This is a genomic window from Tenacibaculum sp. DPLXC6 (assembly GCF_056815515.1).
Genome location: NZ_CP141806.1, coordinates 2,811,314 through 2,833,761 on the forward strand (window position 1 = coordinate 2,811,314; position 22,448 = coordinate 2,833,761).

The 22,448-nt window shown below is 31.0% G+C and carries 19 protein-coding genes and 2 tRNA genes; 4 read left to right on the plus strand and 17 right to left on the minus strand.

The window, feature by feature from the left end; all coding sequences use genetic code 11:
• Positions 1-2 precede the first annotated feature (2 nt).
• The gene (locus VCM48_RS12805; RefSeq protein ID WP_482270751.1) at positions 3-737 is read left to right on the plus strand and encodes a TrmH family RNA methyltransferase; all 735 of its coding nucleotides are present in this window, start codon (positions 3-5) and stop codon (positions 735-737) included.
• Positions 738-742: 5 nt separating this feature from the next.
• On the opposite strand, the gene VCM48_RS12810 is transcribed toward VCM48_RS12805, so the two are convergent.
• The 5 genes from VCM48_RS12810 to VCM48_RS12830 form a co-directional block, all read right to left on the minus strand.
• Complete coding sequence (locus VCM48_RS12810; protein WP_482270752.1) at positions 743-1,978, minus strand: radical SAM protein; 1,236 nt, start codon at positions 1,976-1,978, stop codon at positions 743-745.
• 77 nt (positions 1,979-2,055) lie between these two features.
• Positions 2,056-2,283, minus strand: coding sequence for a hypothetical protein (locus VCM48_RS12815; RefSeq protein WP_482270753.1), 228 nt, complete (start codon positions 2,281-2,283; stop codon positions 2,056-2,058).
• Between the two features lie 364 nt (positions 2,284-2,647).
• Positions 2,648-3,262: a deoxynucleoside kinase gene (locus tag VCM48_RS12820; RefSeq protein WP_099215844.1), complete on the minus strand. Its 615-nt coding sequence runs from the start codon at positions 3,260-3,262 to the stop codon at positions 2,648-2,650.
• 90 nt (positions 3,263-3,352) lie between these two features.
• Positions 3,353-4,033: a response regulator transcription factor gene (locus VCM48_RS12825; protein ID WP_482270754.1), complete on the minus strand. Its 681-nt coding sequence runs from the start codon at positions 4,031-4,033 to the stop codon at positions 3,353-3,355.
• The gene (locus tag VCM48_RS12830; RefSeq protein ID WP_482270755.1) at positions 4,026-5,618 is read right to left on the minus strand and encodes a sensor histidine kinase; all 1,593 of its coding nucleotides are present in this window, start codon (positions 5,616-5,618) and stop codon (positions 4,026-4,028) included. The genes VCM48_RS12825 and VCM48_RS12830 overlap by 8 nt, the downstream gene beginning before the upstream one ends.
• A gap of 121 nt (positions 5,619-5,739) precedes the next feature.
• Between VCM48_RS12830 and VCM48_RS12835 the strand changes: the two genes are divergently transcribed.
• Positions 5,740-6,573: a GLPGLI family protein gene (locus VCM48_RS12835; RefSeq protein ID WP_482270756.1), complete on the plus strand. Its 834-nt coding sequence runs from the start codon at positions 5,740-5,742 to the stop codon at positions 6,571-6,573.
• A gap of 87 nt (positions 6,574-6,660) precedes the next feature.
• On the plus strand, positions 6,661-9,447 hold the full coding sequence (locus VCM48_RS12840; protein WP_482270757.1) for a carboxypeptidase-like regulatory domain-containing protein: 2,787 nt from the start codon (positions 6,661-6,663) through the stop codon (positions 9,445-9,447).
• Positions 9,448-9,504: 57 nt separating this feature from the next.
• Here the strand turns inward: VCM48_RS12840 and VCM48_RS12845 are convergent, their stop codons facing one another.
• Positions 9,505-13,173 carry a reprolysin-like metallopeptidase gene (locus tag VCM48_RS12845; RefSeq protein ID WP_482270758.1) on the minus strand — a complete coding sequence of 1,223 codons (3,669 nt, stop codon included), beginning with the start codon at positions 13,171-13,173 and terminating at the stop codon, positions 9,505-9,507.
• Between the two features lie 86 nt (positions 13,174-13,259).
• Between VCM48_RS12845 and lipB the strand changes: the two genes are divergently transcribed.
• A complete protein-coding gene (lipB, locus tag VCM48_RS12850; RefSeq protein ID WP_482270759.1) occupies positions 13,260-13,964 on the plus strand; it encodes a lipoyl(octanoyl) transferase LipB in 705 nt (234 codons plus the stop codon).
• Between the two features lie 48 nt (positions 13,965-14,012).
• Here lipB and VCM48_RS12855 read toward each other — a convergent pair whose 3' ends face one another.
• The 11 genes from VCM48_RS12855 to VCM48_RS12905 form a co-directional block, all read right to left on the minus strand.
• Entirely contained in the window at positions 14,013-14,657 is a 645-nt protein-coding gene (locus VCM48_RS12855) for a YceI family protein (RefSeq protein WP_440120796.1), read from the minus strand.
• Positions 14,658-14,722: 65 nt separating this feature from the next.
• Positions 14,723-15,175: a D-aminoacyl-tRNA deacylase gene (gene dtd, locus VCM48_RS12860; protein WP_482270760.1), complete on the minus strand. Its 453-nt coding sequence runs from the start codon at positions 15,173-15,175 to the stop codon at positions 14,723-14,725.
• 58 nt (positions 15,176-15,233) lie between these two features.
• Positions 15,234-16,175 (minus strand): ribosome small subunit-dependent GTPase A, encoded by a 942-nt coding sequence (rsgA, locus tag VCM48_RS12865; protein ID WP_121146160.1) that lies wholly within the window; start codon positions 16,173-16,175, stop codon positions 15,234-15,236.
• Between the two features lie 41 nt (positions 16,176-16,216).
• Positions 16,217-16,969 carry a DUF5995 family protein gene (locus tag VCM48_RS12870; protein WP_482270761.1) on the minus strand — a complete coding sequence of 251 codons (753 nt, stop codon included), beginning with the start codon at positions 16,967-16,969 and terminating at the stop codon, positions 16,217-16,219.
• Between the two features lie 78 nt (positions 16,970-17,047).
• Positions 17,048-18,130 carry a bifunctional 3-deoxy-7-phosphoheptulonate synthase/chorismate mutase type II gene (locus tag VCM48_RS12875; RefSeq protein WP_274639127.1) on the minus strand — a complete coding sequence of 361 codons (1,083 nt, stop codon included), beginning with the start codon at positions 18,128-18,130 and terminating at the stop codon, positions 17,048-17,050.
• Positions 18,131-18,138: 8 nt separating this feature from the next.
• Complete coding sequence (locus tag VCM48_RS12880) at positions 18,139-19,005, minus strand: prephenate dehydrogenase (protein ID WP_482270762.1); 867 nt, start codon at positions 19,003-19,005, stop codon at positions 18,139-18,141.
• On the minus strand, positions 19,005-20,147 hold the full coding sequence (locus VCM48_RS12885) for a pyridoxal phosphate-dependent aminotransferase (protein WP_482270763.1): 1,143 nt from the start codon (positions 20,145-20,147) through the stop codon (positions 19,005-19,007). The genes VCM48_RS12880 and VCM48_RS12885 overlap by 1 nt, the downstream gene beginning before the upstream one ends.
• On the minus strand, positions 20,144-20,968 hold the full coding sequence (locus VCM48_RS12890; RefSeq protein WP_482270764.1) for a prephenate dehydratase: 825 nt from the start codon (positions 20,966-20,968) through the stop codon (positions 20,144-20,146). Before VCM48_RS12890 ends, VCM48_RS12885 begins: the two co-directional genes overlap by 4 nt.
• A gap of 262 nt (positions 20,969-21,230) precedes the next feature.
• Positions 21,231-21,304 (minus strand) — tRNA-Asp (locus tag VCM48_RS12895).
• A 43-nt stretch (positions 21,305-21,347) separates the two neighbouring features.
• Positions 21,348-21,421, minus strand: a tRNA-Asp gene (locus VCM48_RS12900).
• A gap of 55 nt (positions 21,422-21,476) precedes the next feature.
• On the minus strand, positions 21,477-22,397 hold the full coding sequence (locus VCM48_RS12905; RefSeq protein ID WP_482270765.1) for a DUF58 domain-containing protein: 921 nt from the start codon (positions 22,395-22,397) through the stop codon (positions 21,477-21,479).
• Positions 22,398-22,448: the final 51 nt, after the last annotated feature.

Here is a 22,448-nt window from a genome sequence, read left to right on the forward strand (position 1 = left end):
TAATGAGTTTATCTAAAAACAATATAAAGTTAATAACTAGTTTACAGCAAAAAAAGTATAGGCAAAAGCATCAATTATTTGTTGCAGAAGGGGTAAAGGTAGTTAAAGAATTACTAGCCTCTTCTTTAGAACTAGAACAGCTGTATACTACAGATGAGTTATTTATTTCTTCTAAAAATGTTGAGGTTACTTTGATTTCTGAAAAAGAACTAAAAAAGATAAGTACCCTAAAAACACCAAATAAAGTTTTAGGGGTATTTAAGATTCCTAAAGAAAAAGAAATTGATAGGAGTAATTTTATAGTTGCTCTTGATGAAATTAACGATCCTGGAAACTTAGGAACAATTATTCGTTTATGTGATTGGTTTGGGGTTTCTGAATTAGTGTGCTCTAAGAATACAGTTGATTGTTATAACCAAAAAGTTGTACAATCTAGTATGGGGTCGTTAACAAGAGTTAAGATTTCATATGTTGACTTGCCTGAGTTTTTAACAAACACTTCATTGCCTATTTATACGGCAGACATGCATGGAGATAATGTATATACTACATCATTACCTCAAAAAGCAGTTTTAGTAATGGGAAATGAGGCAAATGGAATTTCACCTAAAGTTGCAGAGATCGTAAAGAATAGTGTAACTATTCCAAGGTTTGGTGATTTACAGAAAACTGAAAGTTTAAATGTCGCCACAGCTACAGCTATACTGCTAAGTGAGTTTAAAAGAAATTTGGTTTAATACAATTAGATAGCTAGTGCTTTATTTTTCTTAGAGAAAGCTTCCAATTCTTCTTTGTATGGTGTATCAGTACTTTGAGCAAAAGTTGAAAGATAATTTGTAATTTCAATTGGTTTTATTGGTTCGATATTCTCTTTTTTATGCAGTTCTGGATAACAAGATATAAAGAACTTTTGTATATGAGCTATTAGCTTAATTAAGTCATTACAATAAACTGAAGGATTATTAAAACCATTTTTTTTGCTATAACGATGAACTAATCTCCCTCCTTTACAAATTTCATTTAATGGACATTCTAAGCATTGTGTACAAAGCTTTGTGTTGAAATCGTTAAAGTATAATTTACCTAAAGAGGTATGTTGTATATCTTGAAAATTGTTCTTTTTAATATTGAGTCCCGTTTTAGTAAAACCGTGACCACAAGCTTTAAGAGAGTCAATAGCCTCTATTTCTCCATTAGTTTCGATAACTAAAACGGTTGATTCGTTTTTTGCTTTTTCATTAACTCTCATTAGAGAGTTTAACAAGCCTAAAAATAATGGGATTTTAAATCGCTTCGTATCTTTAATCCAAATGTCAAATAAATTAATTAACCAATCAGCCATTAAGGTTTTGTCTTTATCGAAAGGGAAATTGTCATGTGTGTAGTCAGGAATTAAAAAATTTACATAACTAACATTCATTTCTTTAAAGCTATCATAAATATCTTTTGGGTTTTCTTTAATGTTAATTACACAAGCTATATCAGCAAAATTCATTTCATTTTTTAATAATTTAACACTTTCAAAAACTGTATCGTAGCTGCCATTTCCTTTATGATCTACTCGATACATATCGTGTGCTTTTTTTGTTCCATCAACACTTACACTAGGGTAAATGTCTAGTTTTTTAAATAGTTCTATCCAACTTTTATCTAAAAGAACACCATTTGTTTGTAAATCGTATGAAAAAGAAACATCGGTAAGCTCGTTTTGAATTTCTTTCACCTTGTTAACAAATTTTATATAAAAATCTTTGGAAGCAAGTAGAGGCTCTCCTCCATGAAAAATAAAAGAAAACTCTTTTTTCTGATATTTTTTTATGTAGTTTTTGGTTTTTTCAATGATATTATCAACTACTTCAGTAGACATAAATTTAGGCTGGTTTTTGTAGGTAGTATCTCCTAGGTTGTACATGAAACAGTATGAGCAATTAAGATTGCACCTGCTAGCAATTTTTATGGCTAAAGAATTAAAGTTCATAATTTGAAATGATGTTGATTAAAACAAGGAAATTATATAGAGATACAATTTCCTTGAAAAGATTATTATAAGTTGTTCTATAGTTTAGATACTTCTTTTTCAGCATCCATTTCTATAAATCTAACACACTTTTGTTGCTTATCACTCCAAACTAATCCGTCAGGACATACTCTTCCTCCACCACTAGTAGGGTAATAAACTTCTTCTTCAACATAAATAGCACCTCCTTTAATAAGGTCTAAATTGTCCGTTTGTAAGTCTGAGAACTTCTCTAATCCTTTTGGTAAAAAAAATGTTTTCTTCATAATTATTAATTTTAGATTAATTGCTTACTCTATTTCTTTTTTTAAGTTTAAAGATTACATTTTCAGCTACCTGTAAATCATTAAACTAATAGAAGTTAAAAGGCTTGTTTTTTAACAAGTTTCTTAAATGAATTGTCGCAAATATTAGCTATTTGATAATAAAAAGTAAGGTGACTACGTGACTATTTATAAAAAAGGGAGGTACAATTTTAAAATTATAGCAGTCTTTAAATAGTAGTAATTAGTTTGTTCTAAAAGAGAGTTTTTTTAAGCTTTACGAAAAGTATAGAGATAATAGAAAACCCTTTGTTTCTTTAGTTTGAAAGCAAAGGGTTTGTTTATTGTAGCTTTAAGTTTTTAAGACTTAAAATAATCCGTTTATTTGAGAGTCTATTCTGTCGATGATATAGCCTAAATCTTCTTGATTGTCTACAAAGTCTAAATTGTCAACATCAATAATTAATAATTTTCCTTTGGTATATTGACTAATCCAAGCTTCATAACGTTCGTTTAATCGGCTTAAGTAATCAATACTTATAGAGTTTTCATATTCTCTACCACGTTTATGAATTTGACCTACTAATGTAGAAATATCAGCACGTAAATAAATTAATAAATCTGGTGGGGTTACCAAGTTTTCCATTAATTCAAATAGAGAAGAGTAATTGCTATAATCTCTATTAGTCATTAATCCCATGGCATGTAAGTTAGGAGCAAAAATATGTGCATCCTCATAAATAGTTCTGTCTTGAATTATTTTCTTACCAGATTTACGTAGCTCTAGTACCTGACGAAAACGACTATTTAAAAAGTAAACTTGTAAATTAAAAGACCAACGTTCCATTTCGCCATAGAAATCGTCTAAATATGGATTTTCGTCAACTGATTCAAAATGAGCTTCCCAATTGTAGTGTTTTGCTAATAATTTTGTTAAAGTGGTTTTACCCGCGCCAATGTTTCCGGCAATTGCTACGTGCATAATTGTCTGTGTAAAATGTTTTTTAATATCGCTGGCACTGCCAGATTAGGGGAGGGTAAAATTACATAAAAAAAGGAATTCATAAACAATTTAACAGATCAATTTATAACCATAACCTCTTACATTTACAATTTGAATATTTTCATCGTGTTTTAGTTTCTTTCGTAACTTAGAAATAAAGACATCCATACTTCGAGCATTAAAAAAATCGTCATCTCCCCATAGTTTTTTCAATATAAAAGATCTGTCTAAAATTTCATTTTTCTTTTGTAGTAAATGGAATAGTAATTCAGATTCACGGTGTGTTAGTTTTTTAATATCATCATCAAAAGACAACAGTTGTTTCGTGTAATTAAAAGTATAGTTTCCAATGCTAATTGCATCGTAGTTCTTTTTTAATTCAACCCTGTTTAACAGTGAGTGAATGCGAATAATCAGTTCTTCCATTGAAAATGGTTTTTTAAGGTAGTCATTTCCACCGTGTTCAAAACCTTCAACAACATCTTTAGCTTGCGATTTTGCAGTTAAAAAAATAATAGGAAGGTGTTTGTTTTCCTGTCGTATTTCTTTAGCAAGAGTAAAACCATCTTTTTTTGGCATCATTACATCTAAAACTAGAATATCAGGAGAGTTAGTTTGGTAAAATTCATAAGCTTCTTCACCATTAAGTGCATGAAAAACTTCAAAATTTCTAGTTTCTAAACTTTCTTTTACAATTTGTCCTAAACTAGGCTCATCTTCTGCTAATAGAACTTTGATAATCTTACTCATAACTTAGAACAATTTTAAAAAGGGTGTTATTAGGTTTTGAAGTCAGTGCTATGGTCCCGCCATGCTTTTCAATAATTTTTTTAGTGTAATATAAACCGATACCAAAGCCTTTAACGTCATGGGTGTTTCCTTTTGGGATACGATAAAACTTATCGAATATCTTTTCTTGTTGATTTTTGTCAATTCCCTTACCGTTGTCTGCTACAGTTATTTCAATAGCGTTTAATACTTGGTTAATATGTACCTCTATTTTGTTTCCGCCATATTTGATAGCATTATCCAATAAGTTTGAAATAGCATTTTCAAAATGAAATATATCAATATCTGTGATTATTTCAGGTTTGTTTGAAGAGAATTGAATTGTTTTTTTTGAGTTGGTAAACTGATGCTTTTTAGCATTGTTTTCTATCAGTTCAACTAAATTAATAGACTCCTTCTTTAAAAGTAATTTTTCACTATCAAGAGTAGCGGTTTCTAATAATTTTTCAACCATTAAATGTAATTTCTCTATCTGTACAGATGAAATAGAAATGTATTTTTTTGTTTTTTCTTTGTCATTTATAGCATTAAAATTATTAATAGCTTCTAATGCGGTTGAAACAGTAGTTATAGGTGTTTTAAATTCGTGAGTAATATTGCTAATTAAATCATTTTTAATCTCAGCTAGTTCTTTTTGTTGATTGATAACTTTTAATAGGTAAAATAAGCTTGTTACAACTGCCAGTGAAAGTAAAAGAGATAGTATAATTCCTGTTGAGCTCCTTTTAAGAATTTCATTTGAAGGATTATCGTATAAAAGGGATAGTTTTTCGTCACTTTTAACATAAGTAGACTTAGCATTGCTTTGTAGGTCTAGAGTAGGTGTTCCTTCTTTTTTTGAAGAGTAAAATAACGTATCATGTTTAAAATGGTTTAAGTAGAAAAGAGTTGAAATGCCTTTAGTTGTTAATTGCTTTTTTATAATTGAATCCAATTTTACATGATCTAAAGAGTCATTTTGAACAGAAATATAAATGGTTTGTAGTCCTTTTATTAATTTAAGACTGTCTGTAGCTTTTTTACCTTTAAAAACTTTTACCTCTTTATTTCCTGAAGAATCAAGATGGATACCAGATGTATGGTCTTTATTAAATTGAGTAATCTGGGTAATTTTAGAATACTTTTTAGTAGTGGAGTCATTAATCTCAAGCTTCACGTCATTAAGAAGCGAGTCAACAAAATAGGAGTTCATCTTCTTGAATTCTTTGGGGCTGTCAGTTTTTATATCAAAAGAGGAAACTTTAAATTGTATACTATCCTTTTTCTTATCGATCTGGGAAGAGAAAACTTCTTTCCAAATGTTTTTGTCACTCAAATTATTTTTAGAAGTTGTTTCATCAGATTCTACTATTGCAAAAAAGTTTTGCTTGGTTAAAGCAGCGTAATACTCTTCAACAGCATTGTCTAAACTTAATTGAATTTCATTTATAACACGTTGCTTGTTTTGTTGGTAATTTTTGTAGTTCCAGTAAAACTGTATCAAAATTGTAACAACAATTGTAGCGCTAATTAAATATAATATCCAGCGGTGTTTTTTTGTATTCATGTTTCAAAGATAAAGTGTTATAGTGAATAAAAAATATCGGTTAACACTCGTTAACACTCATTAACTCAAAAAGATAATATCACTAAGCATATTTGTAGTGTTGAATATAAAAACTAAAGAAATGAGAAATATCACATTATTAATATTGTTGCTAAGTGCATCAATGTTTTCACAAAACTTCCAAGGAAAAGCTATTTATAAGACACATCGAAAGGTTGATCTTAAAATAGATAATGGTAAAGGAGCTTCAAATTCTGAAATGCAAAAAAAATTACAAGCACAATTAATGAAGCAATTGCAGCAAACATATACGTTAAACTTCGATAAGTCAACATCTACATACAAACAAAATAAAAAGCTTTCATCACCACAAGCTCAAGTAGCAGGGATACAAATTCAAGTGATGGGTAGTGGAGGTGGAACTGATGTTTTGTATAAAAACATAAAGAGTAAAAGCTATATAAACAAAACGGAGATTAGTGGTAAACGTTTTTTAATAAAAGATAAGTTAGAGAATTTTGATTGGAAAATGACAGGGGAAACTAAGAACATTGGAAATTATACTTGCTATAAAGCTACTAAAACTAGAAAAGAGACCAGAACTTCAATGTCTATGACAGATGGAGAAACAGAAGAGAAAAAAGAAGAAGTAACTATTGAAACCGTAGCATGGTATACACCTGAAATACCTATTAGCAATGGCCCAGGGCAGTTTTGGGGATTGCCAGGATTGATTTTAGAGGTACAAGACGGAAAACAAACGATTGCCTGCACAGAAATTGTTTTAAATCCGTCAGAAAAAGTAGAAATAAAAGAGCCTAAAAAGGGGAAGAAAGTTACTCAAAAAGAGTTTGATGATATAATGGATGAACATACTAAGGATATGATGGAACGCTTTAAAAACAGACGAAAAAGTAAAGACGGAAACTCTTTTCAAATAGAAATACAAGGGTAGTCTTCCTGTATTAAATTTAAACTCTAGCTCTTATTTACTGTAGGGTTATGGTTTTAAAGACAACCTACTTAATAATAAAATCAAGTAATGAAAAAAATATTGTTCATAGCTATATTCATAGCTACATGGGTTACTAATGCCCAAGTTACACTGAAAGGAGTTGTGAAAGATAGTATTGGAACTCCACTAGAAATGGCGAATGTAATTGCTATTAATAAAACTACTAAAAAACTAGACTCTTATGGTTTTACAGATGCTAAAGGCAATTATAAGTTAAACCTAGCTCAAAATACTACTTATAGCATAAAGGTAAGTTATATAGGTTTGAAAACAGAAGAAGTTGATGTAGAAACAAAAGATAATAATTTATTTAAAGACCTTGTTTTAGAAGAAGACGATAGTTTAGATGAAGTAAATATTACTTATAAAATGCCTGTAACTGTTAAAGGGGATACAATAGTATATGATGCAGATAGTTTTAAAAGTGGAACGGAAAAAAAACTAGGGGATGTACTTCAAAAGTTACCCGGAGTTGAGGTAAACGACGATGGTGAAATTGAAGTAGAGGGGAAAACTGTAAAAAAGGTAATGGTGGAAGGAAAAGACTTTTTTGACGGAGATTCTAAATTAGCTACTAAAAACATTCCTGCAAATGCAGTAGATAAAGTCCAAGTACTCAAAAACCATAGTGAAGTAGGGCAAATGAGTCGTGTTACCGATAATGAGGATAACGTAGTTATAAATATTAAGTTAAAAGAAGGAAAAAAGAACTTTTGGTTTGGTGAAATTTCGGCTGGTTTAGGATTGGCTATGGAAGATAGTCGATATATAGCTCATCCAAAGTTGTTTTATTATAGTCCGAAGTACAGTTTAAATATTATAACTGATGTAAATAATATTGGAGAAGTACCTTTTACAATGAGAGACTATTTTAAATTTACTGGAGGTTTTAGGCAATTTGGAGATAATAACGGAACAAACTTTAATGTAGGATCTAATGATATTGCTTTTTTAACCTTAAGAAATAATAGAGCGAAAGAAATTGAATCAAAATTTGGAGCCTTAAACTTTAGCTATTCTCCAAAAAAAACTTGGGATATTAGTGGGTTTGCCATCTACTCAGGAAATGAAACAGATATGGAAGAAACCACCGAGCGTTTATATTCCAATGCAGGGATTGATAAAAATAGTATATCTGAATATGATCAAAACAATCCATCTTCAATAAAATATATTAATACAGAAAAAACAAAGGATCAAATAAATCAAATAAGTGATTTAGGATTGTTTAAGTTGAGTTCTAGTTATAAGCCTAATGCAAATAATCAATTAGATTACGATATTTTTGCAAAAGTATCTAAACAAGAACAATTGCAATCAACAATGTCATCAAGAACATATTTAAATGCAGATGATGAAATTGTACCGATTAATCAAATTTCAGAGCAAAGTCCTTTTTCTATTAATCAAAATTTAAACTACTATTATACGCTAAACGATAAAAATATTTTTGCTTTTGAAGCACAGCATTTATGGCAAAATGAAGATCCGTTTTATAATGCTGAACTGGAAAAGTTATCTTTTTATAACTTGTTGTCATTAACCAATGTTAATCCTAATCCAGGAGATCATAATTTATTTAATGTAGGTCAGAATAAAAGAATAAAAACAAATAAACTGGATGCAAAACTAGATTACTATTATGTGTTAAACTCAAAAAGTAATTTAAATGTTACACTAGGATCTACTTTGAGTAATCAGCAATTTAACTCTACCATTTTTGAGGTTTTAGACGGTAATAAAAATGAAGTTTTAGAACCCTCAACAATAAATAACGTTGATTTTTCTTTTGATGATTTGTATGTTGGTTTACATTATAAGTTTATTACTGGAATATTTACCTTTAATCAAGGTTTTACATTACATAACTATGTGTCAAAAAACACTCAGTTAGGGTCGGTTTATGAAAATAGTTTCACTAAATTTTTGCCAGATGCTTCTGTGAAAATTAACTTAAAAAAATCTGAAACACTACGTTTAAACTATGCTATGCAAACTAGTTTTACTGATGTAAATAAGTTAGCAGAAGGTTATGTTTTTAATAATTACAATAGCTTATATTCAGGAAATAGAACTCTTGAAAACTCATTATACCATAACATAAATTTGAATTATTTTAGTTTTAATATGTTTAATTACACCAATGTTTTTGGGTCAATTAACTATAGTAAACGTATTAAAGAAATTAAGAGTAATACAGAGTTTATTGATGTTAATCAAGTAAGAACTTCGGTAAACTCTGCTTTTCCTGATGAGTCTATTTCAGCAAGAGCAAACTTTCAAAAGAGCTTTAGAAAGTTTAAGCTGCGATTAGGAGGAAATGTATCTTATGGAAAATCGAATAGTTTAATTACTGATCGTCAAACGAATGAAACAAGAAATCGATTAGCTAAAACATTTTCACAAACATATACCTCAAAATTTAGTACAAACTTTAAAGAAGCTCCGAATTTTGATGTAGGTTATAATGTGTCTATCAATAACTCAGATATTGGAGGGGTAGAAAATACTTTTACAACACATAGTCCATATATAAATTTCGATGCTTTTTTCTTAAAAGAATTTATTTTTACATCAAAATATACATATAACAGAGTACTTAATAATGGAGAAACAATTGATAATTATAGTTTTTTAAGAGCAGATTTAACGTATCAAAAGAAAGATAGTAAATGGGAGTATAAAATAGGGATAACAAATCTATTAAATTCAAGAGGGCTAAATCAGAATAGTAGTAATGATATTTATGTAAGTAATTCTTCGTATGTAATTCAGCCTAGAGTCGCCATGTTTACAGTAAAGTATAACTTGTAATACAACAAAAAAAAAGCAGTCAAATTTGACTGCTTTTTTTATTTAGTTTTTAAAAAATTATCTAATAGCTATTTTTCTAGTTACTAGCTTTCCTGCATTTTCAATTTGTAAAAGATATAGTCCGCTAGCAGCTTTTGTAAGTTGCACTATTTCATTAAATTGACTAGAGATGGTTGAGAACTTTTGAGTTTCTATTAATCTACCTCTAAAGTCAAAAAGTCTAATAACTGTTAATTCTTTATCTTTTACCTTGAAACTTACTGTAAATTCTCCGTTTGAAGGGATAGGATATGTAAGTAAATCATCAAATAAAGTATTATCGGTGGCAAAACTCTCTTCAACCATTACAGTATAATCTTCTACCTCACCATTAAAGTTTAACCCACAAGAATTCGGATTGCTATCTTGTTTTGTAGAAACTCTCATAGTTGTAGCCCCTAGTGGAGCATTTTCTGGAACCCTTATAGAAACGCTGTTAGATACTATTTCATAAGTTTCATCAGTATCAAATGTACAATTATGATTCCAATCTATCCAAGCAAATGTATTTATGTTATCGTTTCCTGCTGTATTGATAGTGGTTGTTAAATCGTAGGTTTCACCTCTAACTATTTGAGTCGTTGTTGACTTAAAATCTGAATACCCATTTGTTTTATCAGAATTATTATTGATGCCGTTAAAAGTAACATTTGTAATACTTAATTGAGATTCAGTATTACCAGAAGAATTACAAAGACTATTGTTTACATTTAAAAGTGTATTTACCGATTTGGTCATTGAGGTACTATTAGCGGTAACAGTAATTGTATAATCTCCTGTAGCAACATCCGTTAAGTTAGTTACTGTTAAGGTAAATTTTCCATTACTACTCATACTAGTAGGGTTCACTGTTACAGTAGAGTTTGTAGGTGCTCCTGAATAAGAAAGATTAACAGTTTCATTAAAACCATATAAAGCGGTATAATCAAAATCAAAACTTATTTCGTTTGTAGATTGATTACATACAGATAAGTCTCCAGTAGTATTTGAAATAGAGAAAGTAGGTTCTAAAACTGTAATAGTGTAATCTTCTACTTCACCATTAAAACTCAGTTCACAAGAATTTGGGTCACTGTCTAACTTTGTAGAAACTCTCATAATTGTAGAACCTGTAGGAATTCCTTCAGGAACTGTAATTAAGAGACTGCTAGATGAGGTTAAATTATAAGTTTCATCAATATCAAATACACAATTTTGGTTCCAATCAATCCAAGCAAATGTTTTTATATTACTATTTCCATCAGTATTGATAGAGGTAGTTAAATTATAGTTTTCACCTCTAACAACGTCTGTGTTTTGACTAGTAAAGTCTGAATATCCATTTGTTTTATTTGAGTTGTTATTAATGCTATTAAAGGTAACGTTGGTTATACTCAATTGAGATACAATATTACCAGAAGAATTACAAAGACCATCATTTACGTTTAATAGTATGTCTACAGATTTAGTTATTGAGCCTGATGTCGCAGTAACAGTAATTGTGTAATCTCCTTTAGTAACCTTTGTAAGATCTGTTACAGTTAAGGTGAATTTTCCACTGCTATTAATTGTAGAGTTACTTAATGCTACTACAGAATTCGCAGGAGCTCCTGAGTAAGATAAATTTACGGTATCGTTAAAACCGTATAAGGTATTATAGTCAAAATCAAAAACTAGTTCATTTGTACCTATGTTACATACGGACATGTCTCCTGTGTTATTAACTATTGAATAAGTAGGAGAAGTAGGGGAAATTGTTAAGTTGGCGTTGTTTATGTTATAAAAAATATTATCTGCTGCCTCTACTAATATTCTAGCACTTGTAGTAGGGTTGTCAGGTATAACAATATCCTCTGAACCGTCATTAGGTGTGTTACTTTTTAAGGTAATAGGGAATGTAAGACCACCATCTGTTGAAAGTTTTATATTAACATTAGCACAGTTAATAGGATCTTGGTCAGATGTTCCTTTGCTCCAAGTAATGGTTTGTGTAGAACCTGCTCCCCAATCTACAGTAGAATTAGGGCTTGTTATGGTAAAAGCTTCAGCATCAGTAACTGTTACTCTCATATCATCTCTATCCGAACTACCACCACCAGAATTATTATCTCTTACCGTTAATGCAAAGTCTAGCTCTCTTGCCACAGAAGGTAAAACTTCCCATGTTGTAGAAGTATTACCGCTCAATACGGTAGAAAGTGCAGGCATGTATCTGTCAGAAGATGAAGAAGGAGGTAATGACCTGAACATTGGTCCACCAGTATTAGTAGATAATGGAGACATTGTTGCTGTTTCATTGTCGATTTGCTCCCAAGAGTACGTTAATGAAGATGTTCCGTCAGCATCTGTAGCTTGTCCTTTTAAAATAAATGGAGTAGATTTAGGAATACTTACATTGTTTCCTGCATTAGCAGTAGGAGCATTATTTCCTGTACTTGTTGAGGTAGCACAACTTCCAGATCCTTGTACATGACTCCACATTTGAGCTATACTAACAGCGTGAAAATAATCGTCACTCACACTTTGTACGTTAGGTGAGCAAATACCGGCATAAGCCATAATTGTAGAACCACTCCCAGGTTCAACAGCTGTATTAGTACTTCTATTTCCGTCACAAGAATTGTTAAATGTATGAGTTGCTCCAAATTGATGTCCAACTTCATGTGCAACATAATCTATATCAAAGGTGTCACCAATTGGCTGACTTCTACCTGTAACCCCTTGAGCCTTGAAGTTTGTAACACAAACAGAATTTAATTGAGCTAGCCCTCCAGCACCAGTACTAAATGTATGTCCAATATCATAATTAGCATTTCCAATAATATCATCACATTTTGCTTGACTTTCATCAATCAAGGTTCCAGCACTATCATTTGTTAATCCATCTGTGTCAGCATCTAAGAAAATTAAGGAATCATTATTATCTACGATAATCATTCTTACTGCTAAATCTCTTTCATAAACACTATTTACACGAGTCATAGTAGTGTTCATAGCAGATAATACAGCCGCTTTTTTTTCTGCGTTACTAGCTGTTGGTGATACTCCTTGATTGTTTATATGGAATTGAGCATATTCACCAGTACAAGCTATAGCCATTCTATAAGTTCTTAAGTTACCATCATTAGCATTCCTTCTTTGGCGTGGCGATATATTTTCGTCTTGTATAACGTCTTCAACTTTACACAAAAATTCATCTTTAGAAGGTGTTAAGCTACTTTTCTTGTAAACAATATACTCTCTATAATCTTTTGTATAAGGGGTTATGTATGAAGTGCCTTCATTTGCAGAAAAAATAATAGCATGAACCCCATCTTTCCCAATACTTACTTTAGCAGAAGAAGAAGGGTTGTCAACACCTTGTGCAGAAAAAGACTTAATCATAGGGAATTTTTCAGCCAATCCTGAAGCTAAATAAGAGGTTTCTTTTATAGAAAATCTTTCTAACTTTCCATTAGCATTAGGAAGTTGAATGATTTTTGAATTAGAGGTGTTTTTAGATAAAGAGTTTGGTAATATATTTTTAAAGTTATCTAAATCTAAACTCATCAAAATATATTCTTTAGGCAAAGAATTAGTATTGAAAACTTCTTTCTTCTGTTGAGCAATAGCATCTTTTTGAATTCTTGTCCATAGTTGTTGAGAAAACAAATTAGCTATTGAAAAATAGAAAGCAAATAAAAAAGGAAGGGTACTTTTTTTAAACATGATTTTTGTAATTGATATACGTTTAGTTTATAACAGTAAAACTTTAAATTTCCCTACCTTTGTAAGGTAGTTTAGCGGTACAATTTATGAATAAAAAAATAAGAATTAGTGATCTAGGAAGAAAAGATTACAAAGAAACGTGGGATTACCAAACTAACCTTTTAGATGAAATAGTGTCACTAAAAAGAGAAAGAAGAAGTGGTGGTAGTGAAATAGAAACGCCAAATCACTTTTTGTTTGTTGAGCATCCGCATGTCTATACCCTTGGTAAGTCAGGAGATATTAATAATTTATTATTGAATGAAGAGAAGCTTAAAGAAAAAGAAGCAACTTTTTATAAAATTAATAGAGGAGGAGATATAACTTATCACGGTCCAGGGCAAATTGTAGGCTATCCAATTTTAGATTTAGAAAACTTTTTTACTGATATTCATAAGTATTTGCGTTTGTTAGAAGAATCAATTATTTTAACAATTGCTGAATATGGGTTAGAAGGAGAAAGAAGTGAAGGCGAAACTGGTGTTTGGCTAGGTGTAGGTACACCATTTGCAAGAAAAATTTGCGCTATGGGAATTAGAGCAAGTAGGTGGGTTACTATGCATGGTTTTGCTTTGAATGTAAATGCCAATTTAGGTTATTTTGATAATATTATTCCTTGTGGAATACGTGGTAAGGCTGTAACTTCAATGGAAGCAGAATTAGGTAAAAAGGTTTCAGAGGAAGAAGTGAAAGAAAAAATTCTAAAACACTTTAAAGAATTATTTGAAGTGGAAGAATTTATAAAATCATAAAAAAAGGGTTGACAATTGTCAACCCTTTTTAATTCTTAAAAACTAAAATTATTTTTTAGCTTTAATATCAAAAGAAATTTCCATTAAGTCGTTGATAAACTTATCTTTTAAAGCAGCGTCAATTTTCTTAGACTTGTATGTAACACCAAAGTCAGTTCTGTCAATAGAAAAAACATCACTTTTAAAAGTTACCATATCGTCAGCTTCTGTAACAGTAGCAGGAATAGTAATGCTCTTAGTAACATCTTTAAGAGTTAAGTTTCCAGTAACGTGTACTTTTCCGTCTTTTAATTCAGAACTTGCTACTTCAAATTTAGCAGTTGGGAATTTCTCAACATCAAAGAAATCACCTGCTTTTAAGTGACCTTCTAATTTTTCTTTACCATTTCCAGCTTCTAAATCTTCACAAACAATAGTAGTCATGTCGATAATGAACTCTCCAGATTTTACGTTTCCGTTTTCAACCTCTAAAGTTCCTTTTTCTAAACTTACTACACCGTTGTGAGAACCAGTAGGCTTGCTTCCTTTCCAAGTTACAGTTGATTCTGCAACATTAGCTTTATAAGTATTGATGATGTTTTCTGTTTTTGCAACTTCTTTAACTTCGTCGCTAACAGCAGCTTTGTTTTTTTCTGTCTTACAAGAAACTGCTCCAATTGCAATAAAAGCAATAGCTAAAATTGTTTTTTTCATTTTTGTGTTTTTAATAATGATTATTAATCAGGTACAAATATAATTAAAAATAATTCCCATGGAAATTATTTTTTATCTTTGGAATCTATAATGATAGTTACAGGACCATCATTTAGTAATTCCACTTTCATGTCAGCTCCAAATTGACCAGTTTGTACTTTTTTTCCTAAATCAACTTCAACCTGTTGAACAAATTTTTCATATAAAGGAATAGCAATATCAGGTTTAGCAGCTTTAATATAACTAGGACGATTTCCTTTTTTAGTAGAAGCATGTAGGGTGAATTGACTCACAGCAACTATATCTCCATTGATATCTTTAATTGATTTATTCATAACACCTTCATCATCATTGAAAATACGGAGGTTAGTTATTTTGTTTGATAACCACTTAATATCTTCTTGAGTATCTTCATTAACAATTCCAAGTAAAATTAAAAGACCACTTTGTATTTCGGCTACTTTTTTATTTTCAATAGTAACGCTAGCTTTTGAAACGCGTTGAATTACAATTTTCATTTTATATAGATTGTTGGAGGTTGTAGATTTTTGGATATGGTAGACTAATTTAATAGTGTTATTCCCAAATATCAGTTCTGTAGTGTTCGTCTTCTCCTTCTAAAATTTGTAGATAACTTTTATAACGAGACCAAGCAATTTCCTCATTTTCTAGAGCTTCTTTAACAGCACACTGTGGTTCGTTTACATGAATACAATTATTGAATTTACAGTTTTGTTTTAAAGCAAAAAACTCAGGAAAATAATCACCTAATTCATCTTTATCCATGTCAACTACACCAAAACCTTTAATTCCGGGAGTGTCTATAATACGAGCATCAAAACTTAAATCAAACATTTCTGCAAACGTTGTAGTATGTTGTCCTTGCTTATGTTGTTCAGAAATTTCTTTTGTTTTTAGGTCTAAGGAAGGTTCAATAGCATTTACTAAGGTGGTTTTTCCAACACCAGAATGCCCCGCAAACATACTTACTTTACCAGTCATTAATGCTTTGATTTTATCAATATTGATGTTTTGAGTAGCAGAAACTTCTATACATTCGTAACCAATAGCTTCATAAATGTCTTTTAGATACATAATTTCTGCTCGTTGCTCAATTTCGTAAGAGTCAATCTTATTAAAAACTAATATAGTTTTAATTGAATAGGCTTCAGCGGTAACTAAAAAACGATCGATGAATGTGGTAAAAGTAGGAGGGTTGTCAATAGTAATTAATAAAAATACTTGATCAATATTAGAAGCAATTACATGAGTTTGCTTAGATAAGTTTACCGATTTGCGAACTATATAATTTTTTCGTTCGTGGATATTGGTAATTAAGCCTGTTTCCTCATCATTTTTGGTTTCTAATGAAAAATCAACAATATCACCCACTGAGATAGGATTGGTACTTTTAATTCCTTTGATTCGAAACTTTCCCTTAATGCGACACTTATATAGTTCGCCTTCAGACTTTACCCAATACCAACTTCCTGTAGATTTATAAACCGTTCCTGTCATAGAACAAAGATGAGAATAAAAATTGAATGTTTTAGTATTGTTTAATCTGTTAAATCGTTAATTTTCTGAGCTACTGTTCCTCTTTCTGAGATTCTAATAATCATGAAAATTATTTTAGGTATGAAACCAGGAGAAATAACTAAATCAGCTTTTTCAGTTATTTTAATATCTCTTTTATGTATAGTGTTTTCAAAATTACTAGTTGGTGTGTTGGCTAATTCTACAGCAAAATCCCAAGCACCATTTCTTGCTAACTCCATGCTGAAATCAACTAAAAAATCATCAACATCTTTAGTCCAGATAAGAATTTTCTTTAAAAAAGGATATACTTTGGCTAAATCATCTTGAACATCATTAACTAAAGAGGATAAAATTTCATTAATCTTATTAAAGTCACCATGTAAGTTTTGGATGTTTTGCCCTTTGGAAACTTCTGCTGCTGCTATTCCTAAATCTAAATTAATATGTGCGTTCATACCAACTAATAAGTGTTGTAAGACTATATACCAATACTTATTAGCTATGCTAAAAGCTTTTTCCCAAGAAGAAGTGATAGGTGTATTATTTTTGTAATTGTAATAGGCATCTATGTATCTTTTAGCAAAAATTATATCGAGTTTTTCCATTCGTTGGTTATCATCAAAATAGTCGCTTTGTATGCCTTCTTTTACTTTTATTGTTACTTTTTGGTATAAAGCAGCAAAATAGCCTAATGGACTTTTGTTTTCTATAGATTCATTAATGATGTCTTGTAATATGTTTATTACATCATCAATAGTATGGATAGGTTTCATTCTTTTAAGTTTGGTCGGATGAAAATACAATAAATAGAATAAAAAAGACCGCTATTTTGTTAGCGGTCTTTTAGATATTTAACTGTTAATAATTTTCTCTTGGTGATTGATACTTTCTTGGTGTATTGCTTTGAACATTTTAAGTACAAATTCTTCACTTAAGCCACGTTCATCACCTTCTAAAATCATTTTGCCTAGTATCTCATTCCATCGCTTGGTTTGTAAAATAGCAACGTTTTTCTCTTTTTTCAATTTACCAATTGAATCTGCTATTTTCATACGTTTACCTAACATTTCAATTAATTGATGATCAACTACATCAATTTGAGTACGTAGGGTATTTAAAGCGTTTCTGTACTCAGTTTCAGTATCGGTAGCTTTTCTAACTTTTAAATCAATCATCATTTGAATTAATGATTTAGGTGTAATTTGTTGTGCGGCATCGCTCCAAGCATTATCAGGATCGTAATGAGTCTCAACCATTAAACCATCAAAGTTTAAATCAAGAGCAGTTTGACAAACATCAAAAATAATATCACGACGACCAGCAATATGTGAAGGGTCACAAATTAGTGGTAAATCTGGAAAGCGATTTTGTAATTCAATGGGGATTTGCCATTCAGGGTTGTTACGGTATCTAGTTTTTTCATATGTAGAGAATCCTCTATGAATAACCCCTAATTTTTTAATGTTTTTAGCATATAAACGTTCAATAGCACCTAACCATAATGGTAAATCTGGGTTTACAGGGTTTTTTACTAATACAATTTTATCAGTTCCTTCTAAAGCATCTGCAATTTCTTGAACGATAAATGGGCTTACGGTGGTACGAGCACCAATCCATAAAATATCTACATCGTGTTCTAAAGCTAACTTTACGTGATCTTTGTTAGCTACTTCAGTAGCAATTAACATTCCCGTTTCTTGTTTGGCTTTTTGTAACCATTTTAACCCTAAAGCGCCTACACCTTCAAAATTTCCAGGTCTGGTACGAGGTTTCCAAATACCAGCTCTTAATACAGTAGCATCAGTATTTTTTAATTCGTGTGCAATTTGTAATACTTGTTCTTCAGTTTCAGCGCTACAAGGCCCTGCAATTACTAGTGGGTGTCCTAATCCGAAGGCATCTAACCACGTTCTTAATTCTTTTGTATTCTCCATTTGAGTTTCTATTGTTGAGGTACTCCCTCTAAAATTCCGTTTAAAATCTGTTTTATATAATTTGTGTTTTCCATTTCTGTGTAGATTTCTGGAAAATTCTTTTCTTCTAATAAGGTTTTGAATTGTTGTAAGTTATGAATATATTCATTTAAAGACTCAATAACATTTTCTTTGTTTTGTTCAAAAATAGGAGTCCACATTGTTGGTGAACTTTTAGCTAATCGTACTGTTGAGGCAAATCCGCTACCAGCCATATCAAAAATATCACGTTCGTTTTTCTCTTTTTCGATGACAGTTTTACCTAACATAAAAGAACTGATATGTGATAAATGTGATACATATGCAATATGTTTATCGTGCGATTTTGGATCCATATATCGAATACGCATTCCTAATTTTGAGAATATGTCTAATGCTTTTTCTTGTAATTTGAATGCAGTTTTTTCTACCTCACAAATAATATTAGTCTTGTTTCTAAATAAATTTATCAAAGCTGCATTGGGTCCTGAAAACTCTGTTCCAGCAATCGGATGCGTAGCTAAAAAATTTCTTCTCTTCGGGTGATTTTTAATAACATTGCAAATTTGTTCTTTAGTCGAGCCTACATCAAACACCAAACAATCATCTGAAATAATATCCAATGTTTTCAAAATTACTTCTTGTGAAACATCTACAGGAATGGCGATAATAACAATGTCTGCATTTGATAATTCTGAAAATACCGCTTTTTGATGGATGATCCCTCTTTCTAAAGAAAGATCTCCATGTTCTTCATTGGAGTCAATTCCGTAGATAGTTGCATTTTTAAATGCTTGCTGAATATCTAGGGCAAAACTTCCGCCGATTAATCCTAAACCTATGATAAATACATTCATTATATTCTGTTGATTGCTTCTTTTATTTTTTCTTCTGGTACGCATAATGAAAAACGGATGTATCCTTCACCTTGGCTGCCAAAGATGGTTCCTGGAGCCGTAAAAATGTGCTTGTTATATAATAACTCATCAATCATTTCTTCAGACGTTTTTCCTTCAGGAAGTTTACACCAAACAAACATTCCTGAGGTGTTTTTATCGTAGGTGCATCCTAGTTTTTCTGCTAGTTCAAATACTAGTTTTTGTCTCTTTTTATAGGTGTTGTTTAATTGTACAAACCAATTCTTGTCTAACTCTAAAGCTTTTGTTGCTCCTTTTTGGATTCCGTAAAACATCCCTGAATCCATTTGAGTTTTTACTTTTAAAATTTCAGTTAAGAATTCAGGTTTTCCAAGTAGCATTCCAACACGCCATCCCGCCATATTGAATGATTTACTAACCGAATTTAATTCAATAGCAATGTCTTTAGCTCCTTCAATGTGTAAAATACTTTGAGGGTGTTCATTCAGTATAAAGCTATATGGATTGTCATTTACAATAACAATATTGTGCTTCTTTCCAAAGTCAATTAACTTTTTAAAAGTTTCTTTGGTTGCATCTGCACCAGTTGGCATATGCGGATAATTTACCCACATTAACTTTATTTTTGAAGTGTCTAGTTTTTCTAAGGCATCAAAGTTAGGTTGCCAGTTAGTAGCTTCTTCCAAATCGTAAAAAATAGGTTCTCCTCCCAATAAATTGGTTACAGAACTGTAGGTTGGATATCCTGGGTTAGGAATCAATACCTGATCTCCTTCGTTTAAAAAGGCTAATGAAATATGCATAATCCCTTCTTTACTTCCCATTAAAGGAAGTACTTCGTTGGCAGGATTTATGGAAACTTTATAGTTATTCTGATAAAAGTTAGCAACCGCTTGTTTAAACTCTGGTAAACCTTGATAACTCTGATAGCTATGTGCTCCAGTATCTTGTAAACTATCTTGAATAGCTTTTAATACTGATGTTGGAGGTTGTAAATCAGGGCTACCAATACCAATGTTTATAATTGGTTTACCTTCTGAAATTAATTGACGTACTTCTTGTAATTTTTTTGAGAAGTAGTACTCTTGTACGGTTTGTAATCGATTAGCAAACTGTATCATGATCTTCCGTTTTTATATTCACCTAATATTTTAAATTCTTCTGCCATAATTTGAATTATAGTCTTTGCTTTTTCATAATCTTCATATTTGCCAAAGGTTACATCAACAAAAAAAGCATATTTCCATGGTGTTTCAATTTTTGGTAATGATTGTATTTTGGTAAGGTTTAATTTACAATCACTCATTACGTTTAACATTGCTGCTAAACTTCCTCTTTTATGGTCTAATTCAAATTTTAATGAAGCTTTGTTAATTTCATTTTTACCGTTTTTAGGAAGGCTTGTTTGAAGAAATACAAAGCGAGTTGCGTTATTTTTAATAGTTTGAATTTCATCTTCAATAATTGATAAACCAAAAATATTAGCTGCCATTTTTGGTGCAATTGCAGCAACACCTTTTAATTGATTTTCTGCAATTCTTTTTGCGACTGCAGAGGTGTCAACGTCTTCAACAAGTTTTATATGTTTATGCTGTTTGAAAAACTCTTTACATTGTAGTAAAGCCATTGGGTGTGAGCAAACTTCAGTAATATCTTCAATTTTTTGGTTAGGTAGCGCCATCAAATGATGATGTATAGGTAGATAATACTCTCCAGAAATATGTAAATCATGTTTATCAATTAAAGCATAATTTGGTATGATTGAACCTGCAATAGTGTTCTCTAGCGCCATAACTGCTTGCTCACTTTTTAAGCTTAAAAGACTATCAACTAATATATCAAAAGATAAACATTCGTGTAGGTTGATGTTTTCTCCGTAGTAGTTGTTCGCAACAATATGGTGGTTGCTTCCTTGTATTCCTTGAATGGCTATTTCTTTCATTTTTAATCAAAAAAAAAGCCTCGATAAATTCGAGACTTTGATTGGGTATATGTTTTTTTGTTAGGTTAACAATATGATACAAAGTCTCGTCTCTTACTAAAAAAGTAAAAGTAAAAATAGAAACCTTGCCATACGTTTTGTAACATCATTGTATTTGTGTTCTTTGTACAGGACAAATCTTAGAAATAAATTTAACTAAACCAAACTTTTTTTTGAAAAAATGTAAAAAAGAAAAAAGCTCCTCTAAAAAGAGAAGCTTTTGCGGTCTGGACGGGACTCGAACCCGCGACCCCATGCGTGACAGGCATGTATTCTAACCAGCTGAACTACCAGACCGTTGCTTGAAGCAATATATTGTATGTTTTTAGAGAAACTTTAGCGGTCTGGACGGGACTCGAACCCGCGACCCCATGCGTGACAGGCATGTATTCTAACCAGCTGAACTACCAGACCGTTGCTCTAAGCGGATGCAAATATATAACCTTTTTTTAAATAAAAAAGAGTTATTTCATAAAAAATTCTGTCTACTGATAAGGTAAGAGGTAAGTACTTTATCATAGCCCTCATTTATGTCTACAGGAACATAGTCTATCTTGTATTGTAAGCATTTGTTTTTTAGGTTATTGAAAAAAGTGCTGCTTAATTCTTGATATTTTTGCTGTACATTTTCAGTATATAAATTTATTTCTTCTCCAGTTTCAACATCCACAAATTTTTTTGGTGTATTGTCAAAATCGAATAAAAACTCTGTTTTTTTATCGTAGGTATGAAACAAGATTACTTCATGTTTATTAAATTTTAAATGTCGTAAAGCATTAAAAAGCTCTTCTTCATTTTTGGTTGTTTGAAACATATCCGTAAATAAAAAGATTAAAGACCTCCTGTGGATCTTTTCAGCTATTTCATGCAAGTATTGGTAGGTTTCTGTAGAAGAGGTAGATTCAGACGACAGTAATTGCTCTAATTGGTGTAATAACATCTTACGGTGACGTTCACTTCCTTTTTCAGGAGCATAATACTCATAAGTGTCTGAGTAAATACTTAACCCAACAGCATCGCGTTGTCTTTTTAAAATATCCATTAAAGAAGCTGCAGCAACTGTAGAAAAACCAATTTTATTTAAATTATCGACGGATTGATTTTTACTGATAGGATAATGCATAGAAGCTGAGTTATCGATGATTAAATGACACCTAAGATTCGTTTCTTCTTCATATTTTTTGGTGTATAGTTTTTCAGTTTTAGCAAACAACTTCCAGTCAATATGTCGAGTGCTTTCTCCTTTATTATAAAGTTTGTGTTCAGAAAATTCAACCGAAAATCCATGAAACGGACTTTTGTGCATACCTGTTATAAAACCTTCTACTACTTGCTTAGCCAGTAATTCGAGGTTTTTTAGTTCAGAAGTCGTATTTTTAAGATCAATCATATAATTTCGAAGATAAAAAAAAGGTTTAGCAATAGCCAAACCTTTTCTATA

Bases quoted from the DNA above. Each gene is read 5' to 3' on its own strand.
- VCM48_RS12805 (WP_482270751.1), top strand. From the start codon at position 3: ATGAGTTTATCTAAAAACAATATAAAGTTAATAACTAGTTTACAGCAA.
- VCM48_RS12810 (WP_482270752.1), bottom strand. From the start codon at position 1,978: ATGAACTTTAATTCTTTAGCCATAAAAATTGCTAGCAGGTGCAATCTT.
- VCM48_RS12815 (WP_482270753.1), bottom strand. From the start codon at position 2,283: ATGAAGAAAACATTTTTTTTACCAAAAGGATTAGAGAAGTTCTCAGAC.
- VCM48_RS12820 (WP_099215844.1), bottom strand. From the start codon at position 3,262: ATGCACGTAGCAATTGCCGGAAACATTGGCGCGGGTAAAACCACTTTA.
- VCM48_RS12825 (WP_482270754.1), bottom strand. From the start codon at position 4,033: ATGAGTAAGATTATCAAAGTTCTATTAGCAGAAGATGAGCCTAGTTTA.
- VCM48_RS12830 (WP_482270755.1), bottom strand. From the start codon at position 5,618: ATGAATACAAAAAAACACCGCTGGATATTATATTTAATTAGCGCTACA.
- VCM48_RS12835 (WP_482270756.1), top strand. From the start codon at position 5,740: ATGAGAAATATCACATTATTAATATTGTTGCTAAGTGCATCAATGTTT.
- VCM48_RS12840 (WP_482270757.1), top strand. From the start codon at position 6,661: ATGAAAAAAATATTGTTCATAGCTATATTCATAGCTACATGGGTTACT.
- VCM48_RS12845 (WP_482270758.1), bottom strand. From the start codon at position 13,173: ATGTTTAAAAAAAGTACCCTTCCTTTTTTATTTGCTTTCTATTTTTCA.
- lipB (WP_482270759.1), top strand. From the start codon at position 13,260: ATGAATAAAAAAATAAGAATTAGTGATCTAGGAAGAAAAGATTACAAA.
- VCM48_RS12855 (WP_440120796.1), bottom strand. From the start codon at position 14,657: ATGAAAAAAACAATTTTAGCTATTGCTTTTATTGCAATTGGAGCAGTT.
- dtd (WP_482270760.1), bottom strand. From the start codon at position 15,175: ATGAAAATTGTAATTCAACGCGTTTCAAAAGCTAGCGTTACTATTGAA.
- rsgA (WP_121146160.1), bottom strand. From the start codon at position 16,175: ATGACAGGAACGGTTTATAAATCTACAGGAAGTTGGTATTGGGTAAAG.
- VCM48_RS12870 (WP_482270761.1), bottom strand. From the start codon at position 16,969: ATGAAACCTATCCATACTATTGATGATGTAATAAACATATTACAAGAC.
- VCM48_RS12875 (WP_274639127.1), bottom strand. From the start codon at position 18,130: ATGGAGAATACAAAAGAATTAAGAACGTGGTTAGATGCCTTCGGATTA.
- VCM48_RS12880 (WP_482270762.1), bottom strand. From the start codon at position 19,005: ATGAATGTATTTATCATAGGTTTAGGATTAATCGGCGGAAGTTTTGCC.
- VCM48_RS12885 (WP_482270763.1), bottom strand. From the start codon at position 20,147: ATGATACAGTTTGCTAATCGATTACAAACCGTACAAGAGTACTACTTC.
- VCM48_RS12890 (WP_482270764.1), bottom strand. From the start codon at position 20,968: ATGAAAGAAATAGCCATTCAAGGAATACAAGGAAGCAACCACCATATT.
- VCM48_RS12905 (WP_482270765.1), bottom strand. From the start codon at position 22,397: ATGATTGATCTTAAAAATACGACTTCTGAACTAAAAAACCTCGAATTA.